This window comes from Tatumella saanichensis (assembly GCF_000439375.1).
GTDB lineage: Bacteria > Pseudomonadota > Gammaproteobacteria > Enterobacterales > Enterobacteriaceae > Tatumella > Tatumella saanichensis.
The window spans coordinates 43,455-61,126 of sequence record NZ_ATMI01000002.1 but is presented as its reverse complement, the minus strand read 5'-3'; the positions used below and the strand labels follow the sequence as shown (position 1 = coordinate 61,126).

The following is a 17,672-nucleotide window of genomic DNA, read 5'->3' as shown; positions in this document are numbered from 1 at the left end:
TCATCTGTGACAAGGTTTTGCAGCGCCGAGGAAGCAGCATCAGTTCCTATCATCGCTTAATGGGCGGCACAATTCATCCGCTATATTCACAGATAGAGCAGATAATGGGGAATAGCCTGTTGACAAACAACGCTGCGCACCAAAATCGCCACAGGACAAGCCCCCATCAGTCTTATGCTGAGAAGGCATTCAAGACAAAGCATTGAGCGCTTGTGCTGGGCCAGACAGACTCAATCAGCAGCTGTCCACCGACCCGCTGAGGCTATGACAGGCGGCGGCAATCCGCTCACCGGCGGCTCGGACCGTCTCATCACTGACGGCGATCGATAGGCGGAAAGCCGGTGAGATCCCAAATGCCTGGCCACCTACTGCGGATACCCCGTGTTCTAGCAGAAACTGTAATACGCCCGCTTCGGTCTGAAGCACTGTCCCCTGCGGGGTAACTTTACCCAGTAGACCGGCGCAATTGCAGAACACAAAAAAGGCTCCCTGAGGGGTAAAGACGTCCAGCCCATCGACGCAACTGAGTTGTGCCACTAAGTGATCTCGGCGTCGCTGATAGGCCTCCACCTGCGGACGGAGAAATGCCGTACCTGATCCAAAGGCGGCGACGGCTGCCGCCTGACTGACAGCGCTGGCCCCAGAGGTACTCTGTGACTGAATCACGGTCATCGCCGCTATCAGGGGTTGCGGCCCCGCAGCAAAGCCGATACGCCAACCGGTCATGGCATAGGTTTTGGAGACTCCCCCCACCAGCAAGCAACGAGGTGCCAGATCCGGTGCGACATTCAGAAGGTTGAGTGGTTGCCGGTTGTCGAATAGGATTTTTTCATAAAGCTCATCCATCAGGATCATCACATGCGGATGATCGCGTAACACCTCGGCCAATGCTTGCAATTCATCCCTATCGTAGACCGCACCGGAAGGATTAGACGGATTATTCAACACCAGCCAGCGAGTCTCGGCAGTGATAGCCGCGGCCAGTTGCTGAGGCTGTAATTTATACTGTTGGGTTAGCGGGCAGTCTACCCGCCGCACCACACCATCCTGTAACGCCACGCTGGCAGGATAGGCCGGCCAGTAAGGTGCAGGAATGATCACCTGATCACCAGGATTAAGGGTGGCGGCAAAGGCATTAAAGATCACCTGTTTTGCCCCGTTAGCGATCATTATCTGCGGCAGGCTATAATCGAGCTGATTTTCCGCGGCTAACTTAGCCATCACCGCCTGTCGTAGCGCAGCAGTACCCGCCGCAGGGGAATAACGGGTTTCACCCCGTTGTATTCCCTGCCACGCCGCCTGACAGATATGAGGGGGCGTGGCAAAATCCGGCTCACCGATAGTCAAATCCAGAATATCTCGGCCTTCGGCCTGCAATTGCTGTGCTTGCGCTCTGGCGGCAACATTCGGCGATAGCGCGATCCGTTTTACTCGTTCAGAGAGGGGAAAACTCATTACAACACCTGTTAGTTCAGTGGCAAACCGAGATTCTCACGCAGTGTCGCGTACTGATAGCGGTCATGGAACAAGCCACGCTGACGCAATTCTGGGATCACCCGTTCAATAAACAGATCCAACTGTTCCGGCATAATCGCGGGCATGATATTGAAACCATCGGCAGCGCCCTGCTCTAACCACTGCTGAAAATCATCGGCGATATCCTGCGCGGTACCGACAATCACCCGATGTCCCCGAGAACCGGCTGCAATAGCGGCCAATTCGCGCAACGTCAGATTATCGCGCTTCGCCATATCGATCAGTAAGCGCACCCGACTCTGATTTCCTTCACCTAGCTCAACCTCCGGCACCGGCCCATCTAACGGGTACTCGGAGAGATCAACACCAAAGCGCAATGACAATTGCTTTAAACCATTATCAATGTCCACCAGCGTGTTCAGCTTTTTCCACAATGCCTGAGCCTGCTCCCTGGTTTCGCCGACGATGGGCATCACACCCGGCATGATCACTACATGATCAGGATTACGTCCTGCTGCAGCGACCTGTTGTTTCTGAGACTGATAAAATGCCTGACCTTCTTCCAAAGTGGCGGAGGCGGTGAACACGACTTCTGCGGTTTCCGCTGCCAGTTGCTGTCCATCAGCCGAGGAACCGGCTTCGATAATCACCGGCCGCCCCTGCGGAGAACGGGTAATATTTAGCGGACCTTGTACCCTAAAATGCGTTCCCTGATGGTTGATCGGTTTAATTTTCTCATCGACAAAATAACGGCCGCTGTCCACATCCGGTTGCACCGCTCCCTCTTCCCAGCCATTCCACAATTTGTTGGTCACGTCCAGAAATTCCCGTGCCCGGGCGTAACGTTCACGGTGTCCAGGCATATCGTCACGACTGAAATTGCGCGCTACATCGGTGGAAAACGAGGTCACCACATTCCAAGCAGCACGACCACGACTGATGTGGTCCAACGAGGAAAAGCTACGCGCTAGGGTAAAAGGATCGCTGAAGGTCGTCGAGGCCGTAGCCGCCAAACCGATATGCCGAGTATGCACCGCCAGCGCCGATAACAGGGTGAGCGGTTCCAGGCGTGCCATCGTCGACGGCAGACGATACATACTGGTCGCGAGTGCATCACCGACAAAGAATAGGTCAAAAGTGCCTGCTTCGGCTTTTTTAGCCAGCGTGATCAACCAGTCAATATCCGTCGGGTCCCCCAACTGCTCTGTCAGTCGCCAGCCACTGACATGATGACCAACAGGTTGCACAAAAAGTCCGAGACGCAGGCGGCGCGGGGTGGCTGAAGTATCCATAAAGTCGTCCTATGAAAGCGATAAATGCTGTAAATCGGGGAAGGGAAGGCTGTCAGTCAGTCGTAGCGCCCGCTCCAAGGCTGGGGCGCTGATATCAAAGGGCAGCATGGCGGCACAGTGCGCGGGAAAATGTACCTCGCTAGCAATGTCGGCAAACACCCGGTCACGGTCGCCCTCTAACGGTGGCAACCGCAGCGGTGAACCGAAGCGCGCCAGTAATGCCAACAGAGAGGGCTCCGGTTGACCATTATTTTCCAGCAATGACTGGACCAGCAGACAGAAACCCACTTTTTCGCCATGTAACCACTGGGATAACTCCGGCTGTCGGGTAAGGCGGTTATGCAGAGCATGGGCAAATCCGGGCGTGGCTAAACTGTCACGGACGCTATTTGCCAATCCTGCTAGCACCAAGTTAGCCTCGGCAACCTTATCCAGTGCGGTAGTCACTCTCTGTGACTGATTATCTACAACCGCTTGGAGGCCATATTCGTTAAAGACCGACAACGCCTGTTGAGCGGGTAATAGTTTTAATTGCAGTGATAGGTTATCAGGATTATTTCTCTGATAAGGACGAAATTCATAGTATTTCGCCAGCGCGTCAATCATTCCTGCTTTAATATAACACACATCACTACGGGCAATAATTTCACTGTCCAACAATACTAAGTCAGGCATTGAAGATAATAAATGGCTGCGCAGGTAATGACCCTGTGCCGTATAAAGAATACTGACCGGTGACCAGGCAGCACAGGTGGCGACCTGAGTGGGTAACATGACCAATCTCACCCCTGCGGATTGCGCCGCTGCCGCTTTCGCGGTATCCATCACTTTTCCGCCACCGACCGCCAAAATAAGATTAGCCTCAGCAGTGTGCAGTGCACCCTTTACCCGCTGAATAGCCTGCTCGGTACAGTAGCCATCCAGCCACTGCACCTCACTGACGATCCCTTGCTGTTGCAAACTAAGCTGTAATGGCTGACTCACCGCTTGCCACGCTGAGGGAGTGGTCAGGATCAGGATGCGGCGGGCATAAGGCTGTAGGTAGTCTCCAACCCGAGCGGTAAGTCCTGCTTCCCGCAAATAATGCCCCGGTGATTTAATGGCTAACACATGACTGTCCTAATTTCTAAAATAAAGGTTTGCCTGACATGGTAAATATCCCCCCACGGTGATCGCGAGAGTCAGCCGAGAATAATAAGGCAGTGTTAATCTGACTGAAAGATAAAATCCGGACTCAGCAAGCTAAATAATGTCTTAGCAAAGCATTAATTTATATATCCGTTTTTTTATAACTTCTGATAGCCTGACCCAATAAATAAGCACTACTTCCACTGAATAATAACGGGGGCAATGATGCCGCTGACTTTCCGTCAAGTCACAGAGCAGGAAGCAGAAACCTATCAGGCACTGATCCTGGCCGCTTATGCTCCGACGAAAGCGCTCGGTATCCATTTTGATGCCGCCAGTACCACTCTGGAAAAAACCGTGCAACATCTGCGTGATCATGGTGTTTATGCGTTGTATGACCATGACATCATGGTCGCCTCGGTAACGCTACGTTACCCTTGGGGGCCATTACCGGGTCCCTTTGGATTGCCCCATATCGGCTGGTTTGCGGCACACCCTGACTTTCCCGGCCAGCACTACGGCAAGCAAATTCTTCAGCGACTGGAACAGGAGATCCTGACAGATCAGCTGCGAGCGCCGGCCGTGTCCCTTGGAACGGCAACCAGCCATCCGTGGCTAAAAAACATGTATCAGAAACGTGGTTTTATCCCTGCCCACACTGCCGACTTAGGCAAAGGGCATATCACCCTTTATATGACCAAAATCCTTAATCAGGCCGCCTATCAGCGCTGGCTAGCCGCACAGCCTAAGGCTGCTGAGGCGAGTCGACAGGAGTAACTATGACCCTTGCAACAGACTCGGACTTTGCTACCCGTCTGATCGCCTTTCGTCACGAACTGCACCGCTTCCCCGAACTGTCGAATCAGGAATTTGAGACCACTGCCCGCTTACGGGCTCAACTGGAACACCATCAGATTCGAATCCTCGATCTCCCTCTGAACACCGGATTGGTCGCAGAGATTGGCGATCCGCAAGGACCGCTGGTGGTGCTACGTTCGGACATAGATGCCCTGCCTATCGAAGAGCAGTCTGCGGTCGACTACCGTTCACAAAATCCCGGAGTAATGCATGCCTGTGGACATGACTTTCACAGTACCGCAGCCCTCGGAGCGGCGATATTTCTAAAAGAACAGGAAGCACAATTACCCGGCCGAGTACGGATCCTATTCCAAGCTGCCGAAGAGACCGGTCAGGGCGCGCCGGATGTGATCCGCAGCGGTGCACTGGAACAGGCTCGGGCTATTTTCGGCTTACACAACGATCCGACCCTACCCGCCGGGGTGATCGGCTGTAAAGCTGGGGCACTGACCGCTGCGGTCGACCGTTTTAGCATTACCATTCACGGGACCGGCAGCCATGCAGCTCGGCCTCAAGACAGCAATGATCCGGTGATCATTGTCGGGCAGGTGATCACTGCCCTGCAATCGGTGATCAGCCGTAATGCACCCTCCGCAGATAATGCGGTACTGTCAGTAACCCAAGTTCACAGTGGCAGCACTTGGAATGTGATCCCCGATAACGCCTGGCTTGAAGGCACGGTTCGGACCTTTTCCCCGCCGACCCGCCAGTTGATCGAACAGCGTCTACGGACACTGCTGGCCGGGATCGCCAGCGCATTTGGGGCAGAGATCACTGTCGACTGGCAAGCGGGTCCGCCACCGGTGATTAACGATGCCCACTGGGCAGAGGTCGCGTTATCCCAGGCCAGCCAAAGCGGATTTGAGGCCAGAGTGGTGGAAGCCAGCCCTATCGGCGAAGATTTCGCTTTCTATCAGCAGCAACTGCCGGGTGCCTTTGTGATGGTGGGCACCGGCCAGCCCTATGCCCTGCATCATCCCGCCTTTGTGGTCAATGATGAAGTGCTGCTGCCGACTGCCCGCTACCTGGCTGATCTGGCGAAAAATGTCCTAACCGACCCTCTGGTCAGAGAACCATGAGTCTTAGCGAAACGCTGGCCGGTTATCTACTACAGCGTCAGCCGGATGAGACTGCACGCCAGAATGCCCGGCGTGGTGTGTGGGATTTTATCGCCGCTTGCTGGCCAGTTCTTACCGGCCAGGTACCGGATTCCGGTTTACCCAAGCTGCGACAGCTTTATCCCGCAACCCATCCGGCCTCCAGCGCGCTGCTGCTCGGATATGCCGGCCATGCGTTGGATTATGATGATTTTCATGCCGGCTTTCACGGACACCCGTCAACGGTCATCCTGCCCGCACTGTTCGCTTGGTGTGAGTCTCGCGACGATTTTCCGCTGCATGCCTTTCTCGATGCCTATATTAGCGGTGTCGAAATGGCTGGCAGACTCGGCTTGGCTGTCACCTCACAGCACTACATTGCCGGACACCATAACACCGCTACCCTCGGTACCCTCGCGGCCACGGCAGCACTGGCAAGGCTCAGCGGTGCTACTATTCCGCAAACCGAGATAGCGCTGGGCATTGCCGCGACCCAGGCCAGTGGGCTACGGGCACAGTTCGGATCGCAGGTCAAAGCCCTCCATGCCGGTTGGGCGGCAGAGCGCGCTGTTCAGGCAGTGCAGCTGGCATTGGCCGGTTTTGAAGGCCAACAGCATGGGGTGATAGAAGCCTTTCTGCAGACCGCTAGCGGCGGTCAGGCGCAGCCCTTGCGGCTCACTGAACATTGGGGAGACCCTTGGCGCATCACATCTCCAGGGCTAGAGTTCAAACCATTTCCGGTGTGCAGTGGCACTCATAGTGCTGCCGAAGCAGCCCGCCAGTTGCGCAGTCAAGCATTAGCTCAGGGCTGTGACCTGCCACTCTGGCTGGCTTCCCTGCGCCGCATTGAGATTGCTTTTCCGCCCGGCGGAGACATTGCCCCCTCAATCCGTCAGCCGAGCAACGGCATTGAGGCCCGCTTCAGCCTTGAATATGTCACCGCGGCCATGCTGATATACGGCGAATTGAGGTTATCGGATTTTGCCGAAGGGCCGGTTAATCCGCAGATCATGGCACTGGCAGCCCGTGTAGAGCGCTGCCCAGATCTCAGCGCTCCGCCCGATGCTGTCGATCCGACACAGCGCTTTCATCAGATCACACTGTTATGCAATGACGGTACCTCACTGATCCAGCGTCGTACCCGTCGCCAGTCGCTGGCCGACCCGGTGGACGTGGCGCAAAAATTGGCTCAGGCGTTCCAGAATGAGCCAACTGCCATCCGGGAACGCCTGCTTCAGGACTGCACCCTCACCGACAGCGGGCAATTGCAGCGTCTGACGATAACATTAGCTGAGACGCTTAAACGGCCCCACGTGGAGGAATGAACGCCTGCACTGCCGGGACGTCACCCTGATACTTTTGCAGTCTGACCACCGTCAATTGCCCACTACAGCCCTGAGCCAAGGATGAAGTGCCAATATCCCGGGTCAGTACATTCGGATTACCGTGCCGACAAAATGGCCGCTCAGCCCGTGGGTCGATGGGATCGTACCAAGCACCGGTCGGTAGCTGCAGTACCCCACGGCGGATCCCATCACTAAGGCGAGCACAGGCCAGCAGTCTGCCACGGGTATTGCTTAATTCGATAATATCGCCCTCTTGAATTCCATAGTTATGGGCATCAGCCGGATGTAAAGTGCAAACTTCTCGCTGTTTACGTTTACCCCGCTGGCTATAACGGCCGAAATCAAGCTGACTGTGCAGACGAGTCGCAGGCTGATTAGCCACCAGCCAAAAAGACTGCCCGGGTATTGCCTGCTCAGTTGGGGCCAGCCAAACAGGATGTCCCGGACAATCCGCATAACCAAAGCGAGCAATCGTATCAGAATAAAGTGTTATTTTTCCCTGCGGCGTCGGTAACGGAAACCTCAGCGGATCTTCACGGAATCGTTTCATCATCATGCCGCTGTCAGTATGCTGAGGAAGTTGCAGGACCCCCAGCTCAAAAAAGGTGTCAAAGTCTGGAAGGCTCACCGAATGTGCCGTCAGTTTTTCCTGCAACTGCCGATACATCAGTTCCAGCCACTGCCTGACGGTACGCCCTTCGGTATACGCATCCTCACGTCCCAGATAGCGGGCTATACCACGAAAGATTTCATAATCATCTCTGGCCTCACCCGGCGGCTGGGCAACCTGAGCCATGGCAATAAGATGACGATCAGTGGGTGCACCGCCGATATCTTCTCTCTCCAAGGTCAAGGTGGCAGGCAACACAATATCGGCATGACGTGCCGTCGCCGTCCAAACACTTTCATGCACTATCAAGGTTTCAGTACGGCAGAAAGCACGCCGCAGACGAGCCAGATCCTGATGATGATGAAACGGATTTCCCCCCGCCCAATACACCAGCCGAACATGTGGATAAGTGAGTTGTTGACCATTGTAGTTAAACGTCTCTCCAGGTGAGAGCAGCATATCGACAATTCTCGCTACTGGAATAAACCGGTCAACGCTATTATGTCCTTGAGGGAGAGAGGGAAAGCTGACTAGATTATGAAATTTTCCGTAATGTCCCAACGCGCCAAGTGCATAGGTAAATCCCCCACCTGGTAGCCCCGGCTGCCCTAACGCAGCAGCCAACACCAACCCCAACCATACCGGTTGCTCACCGTATTCAGCCCGTTGTAGTGCATGGGCGACGGTCACCAGCACACGTTTGCCGGCAAGTTGACGGGCGAGCGCTTCAATCTGCAACGCATTAATTCCACAAATCGCCGCGGCCCAATGTGCATCACGGACGACTCCATCTTCACGCCCCGTAATATAGCTCACCACCTCCGGCCAACCGACGCAATACTGTGCCAGGAAATGCTCATCCGTCAGTTGCTCCGAAATCAATACCGATAATAGGCCCAGTATCAACGCGGCATCCGTACCTGGGATGATTGGCAGCCACTGTCCTTTGGCTTCCGACGGTAAATCACTGCGTAACGGACTGATAGAGATAAATTCGGCACCACGCGCTGCGGCCTGTTGCATCCACCCCCGCTCACTGTGTTCGCTAATACCCCCACTGGCAACCTGCGAATTTTTCAGAGCCAGTCCACCGAAGGCCAGCACGATATCACTGTGCTCGGCAATCTCCTGCCAACTGACGCCACGGCGAGCAATTTCGTCCATCGGCCCGATAATGTGTGGCAACAACACGGCTGCTGTTCCAGAGCTATAGCTGTTTACCGAACGAACATATCCCCCCAGAGTGGTATTCAAAAAACGGTGAACTTGACTCTGGGCATGATGAAAGCGCCCCGCACTGGACCAGCCATAAGAGCCACCAAATACTGCTTCCGGCCCGTAGTGTTCACTGACTCGGCGCAATTCGTCCCCCACCAACTGATGCGCTTTCTCCCAGCTGATCGGCAGATACTCATCCTCGCCACGGCGATCATCGGCTCCAGGTCCTTGCTCCAACCAGCCACGACGGACCATCGGTTGTGTCACTCTGACCGGATGCTTGAGCACATCGGTCATGTTTTCCAATAATGGACTGGGGTCAGGGTCCCCGGCAAAAGGGGTAATAGTCAGTTGATCGCCACTTAATGCAGCATGAAAAGCGCCCCAATGAGCGCTGTGCATTTTATTACGGTGAGGCATTACGTGATTTCCTACTAAAGGCGGTTACAGTACCCTATCGATAAAGGCTCTGACGCGGCTATTTTGCGGATTTTCCAGCATCTCTTGTACCGGACCGCTGGCCACGATATTACCGTCCTCCATAAACACGATATTATCCGCCACTTCACGGGCGAAACCGATCTCATGGGTCACAATCACCATGGTGATGCCGCTATGGGCCAACTGTTTGATCACTTGCAACACTTCACCGACCAGTTCCGGATCAAGGGCAGAGGTCGGCTCATCAAATAGCATCACTTCCGGATCCATCGCCAGTGCCCGGGCTATCGCCACCCGCTGTTGCTGGCCGCCGGAAAGATTCTGCGGCCATTCATCCTCACGCCCGGCTAGGCCCACCTGTTTCAGCAGATCTTTTGCCTGACGAATACTTTGCTCACGGGGCTGCTTTCTCAGACGGATCGGTGCATCAATAATGTTCTGTAACACGGTACGGTGTGGGAACAGATTAAACTGCTGAAACACCATACCAATACCACGACGTTGGCGGGCAATCTCACGTTGGCTCAGCTCGTGCAGGCTATTGCCTTTCTGGTAGTAGCCCACTAGCTCGTCACCGACCCTCAGGCTGCCGCCATCCGGTTTTTCCAAATGATTAATGCAACGCAGCAAGGTGGATTTACCGGAACCAGATGGCCCGAGGATCACCGTGACCGATCCGGCGGGGATATCCAGATCCACCTGATTAAGAATGACTTTTCCGGAAAAAATTTTGGTGAGCTTATGTAGCGAAATAGCTTCAGCCATGGGAGATTTCCTGAACAGATTTGCGAAGCTTTAACCGTGATAACCCTCGCACCAACGCTGGCGTCGGTCTACGGGTCACTCCGCGGGAAAAGTAAGCTTCAATATAGTATTGCCCTACCGAAAGGACTGATGTCATCAGCAGATACCAGAGCGTGGCCACCAGCAATAATGGGATCACCTGGTAGGTGCGCTGATAAATAATCTGTGCTGAAAACAGCACATCCTGCAGCGAGATGACGGACACCACCGCGGTGGTTTTCAACTGACCAATCACCTCGTTACCCGCCGGTGGCAGAATGGCACGCATCGCCTGCGGCAACACCGTATAACGGAAAATCTGCGACGGCCGGTAACCAAGAGCACGGGCCGCTTCGACTTGGCCCTGATTGACACTCTGGATCCCAGCGCGAACAATTTCTGCTGCATAAGCAGACTGATGCATCACCAAGGCGATCACTGCCGCAGTAAACGGACTGATCAGGGTATTTGATTGGACACTCCACAGCTCACCGATACCTGGCAGCGATAAGGATAAGGTCGGGTACAGTGCGGCGATGTTGTACCAGAGAAACAACTGAACCAGCATTGGCACGCCGCGGAAAAACCACGTATAGGCCCAACTGACCGTACTCAGCACCGGATTTGCCGACAACCGCATCAACGCCAATAGCGTGCCGAAAAAGAAACCCAAAATCACTGAGATAGCAGTCAGTTGTAGGGTCATAACGACCCCCTGCAAAATCGAGGAACCGGTAAAATTCTCGGCGATCACCCGCCATTCAAAGCGCGGATTTTCGACCATCGAATGTACCATCGCAACGACAACTAATAGTACTAGCAGAGCACTGAACCAACGCCCGTAATGGCGTTTAGCGACAATCGTCAGTTCCGCTGTGCGCTCCGTTGCGTGTGTCATTGAAAAATCTCTTCATTACGCAATGACTGTTTAACCGCACCAAAGCCGATCCCCCAGCGATCAAGGATCTTCTGATAACTACCGTCTTTAATCAGAGAGTTTAGTGCTGCCTGAACCGCCGGTTCGAGCGGTGAATTTTTCGGAAAAGCCACCGACACCGGCGCATCATTGACCGTCAACACACCACTGATAGTCGCCGGTGGGATCTGTTTCACCTGCCAACTCAGTCCTTCATAAGGCCCAAGGAACATCGGTACTCTGCCACTGACTACCGCTTGGACCCCAGACGGACGATCGGGGAATACCGCCACCTGGATTGGTTTTTTATGCTCGGTCTGACACTGTTTGCTGGCGTTTTCCAGTCGAGTTATCTGTGTCGTACCGGCGCCTGCACCCACAGTCAGGCCACACAGGGCATCAAATGAGGTAAAAGGCGTGATATGGGAGGACGTTAACGCAATAACCCCGAGGCGGCTAGCATCATAATAACTGACAAAATCCACCAATTTCAGTCGGGTTTTGGTGGCATTAATGTTCGATAACGCCACGTCATAACGTCCCGTGGCCAAACCAGGGATAATATTGTCAAAACCACCGCTGTCACGCCACTGCACCTTAATACCAAGGCGTTCAGCGACGGCATTCATCACATCAATCTCACGTCCTGCTAAGGTTTTATTATCACTCTCAAAGAAGGTCGTCGGTGGCGTGTTCGGGTTGGTCGCGGCGACGATATATCCCCGTTTAGCAACCTCTTCCGGCAACAATTTATGTAAGGCCGGATCAGCAGAGACTTGAAAGCTACTGTGAGAGGGAACAGATAATTCTGCAGCATTGGCTTCAGAAAGGCTGGCTAATGACACCAGTACGGCAATCGTTTTTAAATAGACGTTCACGCTATGCTTACTCCTGATTTGCTGCACAAAGAAATCGGACAAGAAAAACAAACGTACAGCACAGAGCCTTACTGGGAGTGCGTGGGAATACGCCCTCTTCGGCCCTTGAAACAGGTTACGTTTAGTATCAACAACATTGTGTTTTAAGAAGAATTAGATCGCAAATTCAAAAAAAAGCTAACAAAATCGAATAAGTTGCTATAGAAAGGCAGCAGAAAAACGAGAATAAAAGAAGGGGTAAATCAGGAAACAATTAGCCTTAACTAACCTCTCGGATCGGTGCCCCACAGCGCCAGGCCTGATAATTTTCGATAAGCTGCTGCACCGCCATCTGCCGAGCGTCGGTGGTGCCCCACGCGATATGTGGCGTGATCAACAGGTTGGGAATATCGTCCGCCAATAAGGGATGGTCCCGAGGCGGTGGCTCTTGGCTCAGTACATCCAGTGCTGCGCCTCCCAGTCTACCGCTCCGCAATGTTGCGGCCAGCGCCGGTTCGTCGATCAGCCCCCCGCGGGCGGTATTAATCAGTAGCGCTCCCGGTTTCATCATCGCCAGCCGCTGGCCGTTGATCATACCGGCCGTCTCATCGGTCAGCGGACAGTGTAATGATAAGATATCCGCCTGTGGCAACAGGCTGTCCAAGGGAAGTTTATCGGGCGTACAGGGGCGGCCAGGCAATGCCGCAAAGCGGACACTCAGGCCAAACACCCGTGCCATCTCCGCCACTTTATTGCCGAGCTCACCCTGACCAGCAATTACCAACTGCCGACCATTTAGCCCATTTAGCGGGTAATCGGTCAGGCAAAAACGGGGGGAGTCACTCCAGCGCCCGTCGCTCACCAAGCGGTGATAAGGGGCAACATGGTTAGTCAGTGCCAGCAACAGCGCCAGGGTATGCTGTGCCACCGAATGAGTGCCATAGCCACGACAGTTACACACCGTGATCCCCTGCCATCGTGCCGCTGGCAGGTCCACCGCATTGGTGCCAGTCGCTGCCAGTAAAATCAGTTTCAGAGCCGGTAACTGTTGCAGGATCTCCGCAGACAGGTGCAGTTCACTGATCAGCACCACTTCGGCTTCTCGCAGGCGCTCAACGATCTGCGAGGGTGCGGTCTCAGCGTAGAGGATCACTCCCGGAAAGGCAGCCTGTAACACTTGAGGATCGAGATCGCCAAAATCTAAAGATGCATAATCGGCAAACACATAGCGCCCAGACGATAACACGGCCATAACCCCTCCCACTCATTTCATTACTGCATAAAGGACGGGTCACTCTCCGTCAGCAACCGTTTCATTTCTTCAAAGTGCTGGCGGGAAAAGTCAGTGATTTTTTCCCAGTCCTGCGCCGTTTTTTCGGCCACCTCATCAGACAGTACCCGCAACGGTTTGCCCGTTGACCAGGCCGTCACCAGGATCTGGCAGGCGCGCTCCAAGGTATAAATATCATCAAAGGCTTCACCGACATTTTGCGCCGTCACCATCACACCGTGGTTACCCATCAGCAAACGGCTGCGACCTTGCAACAGTGCGGTCAGTCGCTGACCTTCCGCCTCGGTATCGGCCATGCCACCATACAGGGTATCCACCGCCACCCGACGGAAGTAACGGGCGGTATTCTGGTCTACAGGTGGAATTTCCGGATTTTCCATGCACGACACCGCAGTGGTATAAATCGGATGCAGATGTAACACCACTTTCGCTTCCGGCAGGCGCTGATGGATCTGACCGTGGATAGCCCAAGCCGTCGGGTCAACATCTTGTCGCTGACCATCTGCCGGGTTATCCGCATCCAGCAGTAATAAATCGCTGGCTTTGATGCGTGAAAAATGGACCCACTTCGGGTTAATCAGAAATTTTTTGCCGTCTTCAGAAACCGCTGCACTAAAATGGTTCGCCACTGCTTCATGCATATTTAATTGTGCACAAATACGGAACACCGCCGCCAGATCGCTGCGCAGTTGCTGCTCATCAGGTAACGCCATCTCTTTTCTCCATTTCGCAGAAAAACCGTCAGCCCACAAAGGCTGACGGAAAAGACTGAAGGATTACTGCGCCGTAGGCATCAGTGATTTAATATCATTCGCCGTCGGTGCGGTAAATTTATATTTCGCCAGCAGTGCTTGGTATTGCGGGGTCTGACTGAACTTGTGCAATCCTTCGGTGATCGCCTGCTTGACTTCCGGATCGTCTTTACGCACGCCGATACCGAGCAATTGCGGATACAGCAGCTTGTCAGAACTGATCACGACACGTCCTTTCAACTTATCTACCGCCGATAACGCCACCGCCACATCGGTGATCTGCGCATCGGCAGCATGGGACAACAGTGCCTGAGTAGCCTGTGGATCAGTGCTAAACTGGCTAATAGCGATCGGCTTCAGGTTATGTTTCACACAGTAGTCATCAGAGAAGTGTTGCAGGTTTTGCAGGAACGAGGTGCCGGCCTGTACCGACGCACGGTGACCACACAGATCTTCCGCCGTTTTAGGTTTAAAGCTACTGGAGGCCAGCACCACAATGCTCTGACCGGTTTTCAGGTAAGGGATCATATCCACCACTTTGAGACGTGCCGCAGTGATGTACATCGCCGAGTTAGTGACATCGAATTTTTTACCGCGTAACCCAGGGATCAGGTTTTCGAAACGGGTATCTTCAGTCACCAGTTGGCGCCCCATTGAGTGGGCGATACCACTCAGCATTTCAATATCAAAACCTGCCGGTTTGTCATTCTTCATATACTCATACGGGGCAAAGGTCACATCTGAACCGGCGACGATTTTACCTGGTTGCAAAAAGGCAGCGTGTGCGCCTGCCGCAACCATTCCCAATGCCACTGCTGTTAACTGAATTACTTTGATTTTTTTAGTCATCATCATCTCCGGATTAACCTGCCAGCGTAACGTCTTTAAGAAAATCAGCGACCCTTGCGTTGCTGCCGCTGCGTAACTGTGCCGGGGCAGCATCGACCACTACCCGCCCCTTCTCCATAAATACAATCCGGTCTGAAACCCCGAAAGCAAAGTTCATTTCGTGGGTAACGATCACCATAGTGATCCCTTCACGGGCTAGGCTTTCGATAACCCCTAACACTTCATTCACTTTCTCTGGGTCCAGCGCCGAAGTCGGCTCGTCAAACAACATCACTTGCGGACGCATCATCAAAGCCCGGGCAATCGCCACACGCTGCTGCTGACCGCCAGAAAGCTGATGCGGATATTTACAGGCATGTTCTAGCATCCCCACTTTATGCAGCAATGCACAGGCATGGTGCAGCCGTGAGGCACTGTCCCCCGCTTTATGGTAAGCCGGTGCCAACAGCAGGTTATCCATCACCGTCAGGTGCGGGAATAAGTTAAAGCTCTGGAACACCATACCGATATTCAGACGCAGTTTATGATCCTCGCTGAAGACCGCTGGGGCCGAGCCCTGCTGTTTTAGGCGGATAAAGGGCTTACCATTCATATCGATTTCACCCTGATCCAACTTTTCTAAACCATTGAGCAGACGGATCAGCGTGGTTTTCCCCGAACCGGAAGGGCCGATGACCGATACGACTTCACCCGCATTCACGCTCAGGTCAACCGCACCCAGCACTTCCACGTTGTTGTAGGCTTTATGCAAACGCCGCGCTTGTAAGGCCGCCACATCCTGATTCGCTGCCGTCGGACTGACCAGCGTCAGGGGCTGTTGTGCTAATCGCTGCCACTCCTGCGGCACCGATTGCCCTTTTTTGCGGGTCACATCAAGGTACTTTTCCAGTTGTTTCAATAGGAAATCGAATACGGTCACCACCAGGATGTAGTAGAACGCCACCGCGGTCATGGTTTCCATCACGAGGAAGTTTTCCGAGTACAACCGCTGTCCCACCAGCAGGATTTCGGTCAGCGATACCACCGATACCAGTGAAGTGAGTTTCACAATTGAGATATATTCGTTAGTTAACCCCGGTAAGGCGACGCGGATCGCCTGCGGGATAATGATCTTCCACTGGATCCCGCCGTAAGCCAGTCCCAGCGCTCTACCCGCTTCGTATTGTCCCTTGTTGATCGACAGCAGCCCACTACGGTGGATCTCCGCCATATAAGCAGTTTCACTCAGCACCAGCGAAATCAGCCCCGCATAGAAAGGATTACTCAGCACTACCGAGGTTGCAGGCACCGCCTGCGGCATGTTGTAGACAAAAATCAGTAATACCAACAGCGGTAAGCTGCGAAAAAACCAGATATACAGGTTCGCCGCACCACGCAGCAGCGGTTTACCGGATTGCTTTGCGAGCGCCAAGATAAAGCCCAGCACCATACTGATCCCCCAAGCCAGCAGGCTTAGGCGGATCACAGTCCAAGTCGCCCACCAGAAGTCAGTGTCTTTGAACAGGCTGAATAAATAATTCCAGTCAAACGTCATAGTCAGGCCCTTAGGTCATCGTTGAGCTCAGTCCCATCTGCCATCATTCAGAAACGGGAGAGGATCCTTTGAGCATTCATCCTCGGGGCTTTTGCTGACTATGAAAATTATTAAATATGTTGGCCCTGACACTAAAAAAACTAACCGCCAGATTTTTACCACTCGTCGCGATCCCAGCACCGTCACCAAGCTCAAGGTACACTGGGGAAAGGGGCGATACCCATTCTGTTTGCATGGTTTTTATGGCATGGCTCTTGCTTAGTCATAGGAAAGAGTGATGACTCATGAGGACCTATGGCTAACTATACCCTGCGTCAGTTGAAGTATTTTATTACCACCGTAGAGTGCGGCAGTGTCGCGGAAGCCTCACGTACCCTGTATATCGCCCAGCCCTCAATCTCTACAGCGATAAAAGGACTGGAGGACAGTTTCGGCGTACAGTTATTTATCCGCCATCATGCCCAGGGCGTCTCTCTGACACCCTCGGGGGCACGTTTTTACCGCAAAGCGCAGAAGCTGCTGCGCATGGCCCATGAATTTGAGCAGAATGCGCTGGCGGATAACGATATGGTTGCCGGTCAGATCGATATCGGCTGCTTTGAAACCGTAGCCCCCCTGATCCTGCCACGGCTGATTGCTGGCTTTAAACAACGCTATCCAGGGGTGGAGTTTATCCTGCGAGACGGTGAGCAACACGAACTGGTACAAGGCCTGACCGCCGGCAGCTTTGACTTGGCTCTGCTGTATAAACATGAACTGGATAACAGTATTACCACCGAACCGCTGATGCCGCCATCGAAGCCCTACGTGCTACTACCGGCGGATCACCGTTTTGCCGGCCAACAGTCGGTATCGCTGAAAGATCTTGCCGCGGAACCGATGATCCTGCTGGATGTACAGCCAAGCCGAAACTATTTTGTCGGCCTATTTACTCAAGCGGGTCTGACGCCGAACATTGTCTTCAGTTCACCCTCAATTGAAATGGTACGCGGTATGGTTGGACAAGGCTTTGGCTATGCGATCCTAGTGACCCTGCCACACAGCCCTTACAGTTATGACGGTCACCCACTGGTGACTCTGGCGATCCGCGAAGAAGTGGAAGGATCCGGGCTGTCTGCGGCCTGGCTGACGCGCACCCAACTCACCAAACCGGCACGGTTGTTTGTCGATTTCTGCAAGGAAATGCTGTCTCAGGAAGTCTGAGACAGATTTAACGAGCGGTAG

The 17,672-nt window shown here is 53.7% G+C and carries 15 protein-coding genes; 4 read left to right on the top strand and 11 right to left on the bottom strand.

The window, feature by feature from the left end; all coding sequences use genetic code 11:
• Window positions 1–234: 234 nt before the first annotated feature.
• The 3 genes from DW47_RS0101415 to DW47_RS0101405 are packed head-to-tail and all read right to left on the bottom strand — an operon-like array spanning window position 235 to window position 3,878.
• Window positions 235–1,455 carry an aminotransferase class I/II-fold pyridoxal phosphate-dependent enzyme gene (locus tag DW47_RS0101415; RefSeq protein WP_029684542.1) on the bottom strand — a complete coding sequence of 407 codons (1,221 nt, stop codon included), beginning with the start codon at window positions 1,453–1,455 and terminating at the stop codon, window positions 235–237.
• Between the two features lie 11 nt (window positions 1,456–1,466).
• A complete protein-coding gene (locus DW47_RS0101410; RefSeq protein ID WP_029684541.1) occupies window positions 1,467–2,768 on the bottom strand; it encodes an LLM class flavin-dependent oxidoreductase in 1,302 nt (433 codons plus the stop codon).
• A gap of 9 nt (window positions 2,769–2,777) precedes the next feature.
• Window positions 2,778–3,878, bottom strand: coding sequence for an iron-containing alcohol dehydrogenase family protein (locus DW47_RS0101405; protein ID WP_051150793.1), 1,101 nt, complete (start codon window positions 3,876–3,878; stop codon window positions 2,778–2,780).
• Window positions 3,879–4,121: 243 nt separating this feature from the next.
• On the opposite strand from DW47_RS0101405, the gene DW47_RS0101400 reads away from it, so the two are divergent.
• Genes DW47_RS0101400 through DW47_RS0101390 form a run of 3 tightly spaced genes read left to right on the top strand, consistent with a single transcriptional unit; the run spans window position 4,122 to window position 7,176 of the window.
• Window positions 4,122–4,673, top strand: a complete 552-nt coding sequence (locus DW47_RS0101400; RefSeq protein ID WP_029684539.1) for a GNAT family N-acetyltransferase — start codon at window positions 4,122–4,124, stop codon at window positions 4,671–4,673.
• 2 nt (window positions 4,674–4,675) lie between these two features.
• Window positions 4,676–5,833, top strand: coding sequence for an amidohydrolase (locus tag DW47_RS0101395; RefSeq protein ID WP_029684538.1), 1,158 nt, complete (start codon window positions 4,676–4,678; stop codon window positions 5,831–5,833).
• Window positions 5,830–7,176 carry an MmgE/PrpD family protein gene (locus DW47_RS0101390; RefSeq protein ID WP_051150792.1) on the top strand — a complete coding sequence of 449 codons (1,347 nt, stop codon included), beginning with the start codon at window positions 5,830–5,832 and terminating at the stop codon, window positions 7,174–7,176. Before DW47_RS0101395 ends, DW47_RS0101390 begins: the two co-directional genes overlap by 4 nt.
• Here DW47_RS0101390 and DW47_RS0101385 read toward each other — a convergent pair.
• The 8 genes from DW47_RS0101385 to DW47_RS0101350 form a co-directional block, all read right to left on the bottom strand.
• Window positions 7,151–9,445, bottom strand: a complete 2,295-nt coding sequence (locus DW47_RS0101385; protein ID WP_029684536.1) for a molybdopterin-dependent oxidoreductase — start codon at window positions 9,443–9,445, stop codon at window positions 7,151–7,153. The two genes, DW47_RS0101390 and DW47_RS0101385, sit on opposite strands and share 26 nt — an antisense overlap.
• 24 nt (window positions 9,446–9,469) lie before the next feature.
• On the bottom strand, window positions 9,470–10,231 hold the full coding sequence (locus DW47_RS0101380) for an amino acid ABC transporter ATP-binding protein (protein WP_029684535.1): 762 nt from the start codon (window positions 10,229–10,231) through the stop codon (window positions 9,470–9,472).
• On the bottom strand, window positions 10,224–11,147 hold the full coding sequence (locus DW47_RS0101375) for an amino acid ABC transporter permease (RefSeq protein WP_029684534.1): 924 nt from the start codon (window positions 11,145–11,147) through the stop codon (window positions 10,224–10,226). Before DW47_RS0101375 ends, DW47_RS0101380 begins: the two co-directional genes overlap by 8 nt.
• Window positions 11,144–12,043 (bottom strand): ABC transporter substrate-binding protein, encoded by a 900-nt coding sequence (locus DW47_RS0101370; protein ID WP_241430668.1) that lies wholly within the window; start codon window positions 12,041–12,043, stop codon window positions 11,144–11,146. The genes DW47_RS0101375 and DW47_RS0101370 overlap by 4 nt, the downstream gene beginning before the upstream one ends.
• Before the next feature lie 259 nt (window positions 12,044–12,302).
• Window positions 12,303–13,274, bottom strand: coding sequence for an NAD(P)-dependent oxidoreductase (locus DW47_RS0101365; RefSeq protein WP_206537840.1), 972 nt, complete (start codon window positions 13,272–13,274; stop codon window positions 12,303–12,305).
• 20 nt (window positions 13,275–13,294) lie between these two features.
• Window positions 13,295–14,026: a class II aldolase and adducin N-terminal domain-containing protein gene (locus tag DW47_RS0101360; RefSeq protein WP_029684531.1), complete on the bottom strand. Its 732-nt coding sequence runs from the start codon at window positions 14,024–14,026 to the stop codon at window positions 13,295–13,297.
• A gap of 63 nt (window positions 14,027–14,089) precedes the next feature.
• Window positions 14,090–14,866, bottom strand: a complete 777-nt coding sequence (locus DW47_RS0101355; RefSeq protein WP_241430669.1) for an ABC transporter substrate-binding protein — start codon at window positions 14,864–14,866, stop codon at window positions 14,090–14,092.
• A gap of 61 nt (window positions 14,867–14,927) precedes the next feature.
• Window positions 14,928–16,448 carry an amino acid ABC transporter permease/ATP-binding protein gene (locus tag DW47_RS0101350; RefSeq protein ID WP_029684529.1) on the bottom strand — a complete coding sequence of 507 codons (1,521 nt, stop codon included), beginning with the start codon at window positions 16,446–16,448 and terminating at the stop codon, window positions 14,928–14,930.
• Between the two features lie 294 nt (window positions 16,449–16,742).
• Between DW47_RS0101350 and DW47_RS0101345 the strand changes: the two genes are divergently transcribed.
• Window positions 16,743–17,651, top strand: a complete 909-nt coding sequence (locus tag DW47_RS0101345) for a LysR family transcriptional regulator (protein ID WP_029684528.1) — start codon at window positions 16,743–16,745, stop codon at window positions 17,649–17,651.
• Window positions 17,652–17,672 lie beyond the last annotated feature (21 nt).

What these genes read in the sequence shown, in the direction of transcription:
- DW47_RS0101385 (WP_029684536.1), bottom strand. Translation starts at nt 9,445, where the DNA reads ATGCCTCACCGTAATAAAATGCACAGCGCTCATTGGGGCGCTTTTCAT.
- DW47_RS0101390 (WP_051150792.1), top strand. Translation starts at nt 5,830, where the DNA reads ATGAGTCTTAGCGAAACGCTGGCCGGTTATCTACTACAGCGTCAGCCG.
- DW47_RS0101410 (WP_029684541.1), bottom strand. Translation starts at nt 2,768, where the DNA reads ATGGATACTTCAGCCACCCCGCGCCGCCTGCGTCTCGGACTTTTTGTG.
- DW47_RS0101345 (WP_029684528.1), top strand. Translation starts at nt 16,743, where the DNA reads ATGGCTAACTATACCCTGCGTCAGTTGAAGTATTTTATTACCACCGTA.
- DW47_RS0101375 (WP_029684534.1), bottom strand. Translation starts at nt 11,147, where the DNA reads ATGACACACGCAACGGAGCGCACAGCGGAACTGACGATTGTCGCTAAA.
- DW47_RS0101395 (WP_029684538.1), top strand. Translation starts at nt 4,676, where the DNA reads ATGACCCTTGCAACAGACTCGGACTTTGCTACCCGTCTGATCGCCTTT.
- DW47_RS0101400 (WP_029684539.1), top strand. Translation starts at nt 4,122, where the DNA reads ATGCCGCTGACTTTCCGTCAAGTCACAGAGCAGGAAGCAGAAACCTAT.
- DW47_RS0101360 (WP_029684531.1), bottom strand. Translation starts at nt 14,026, where the DNA reads ATGGCGTTACCTGATGAGCAGCAACTGCGCAGCGATCTGGCGGCGGTG.
- DW47_RS0101380 (WP_029684535.1), bottom strand. Translation starts at nt 10,231, where the DNA reads ATGGCTGAAGCTATTTCGCTACATAAGCTCACCAAAATTTTTTCCGGA.
- DW47_RS0101350 (WP_029684529.1), bottom strand. Translation starts at nt 16,448, where the DNA reads ATGACGTTTGACTGGAATTATTTATTCAGCCTGTTCAAAGACACTGAC.
- DW47_RS0101415 (WP_029684542.1), bottom strand. Translation starts at nt 1,455, where the DNA reads ATGAGTTTTCCCCTCTCTGAACGAGTAAAACGGATCGCGCTATCGCCG.
- DW47_RS0101365 (WP_206537840.1), bottom strand. Translation starts at nt 13,274, where the DNA reads ATGGCCGTGTTATCGTCTGGGCGCTATGTGTTTGCCGATTATGCATCT.
- DW47_RS0101355 (WP_241430669.1), bottom strand. Translation starts at nt 14,866, where the DNA reads ATGGTTGCGGCAGGCGCACACGCTGCCTTTTTGCAACCAGGTAAAATC.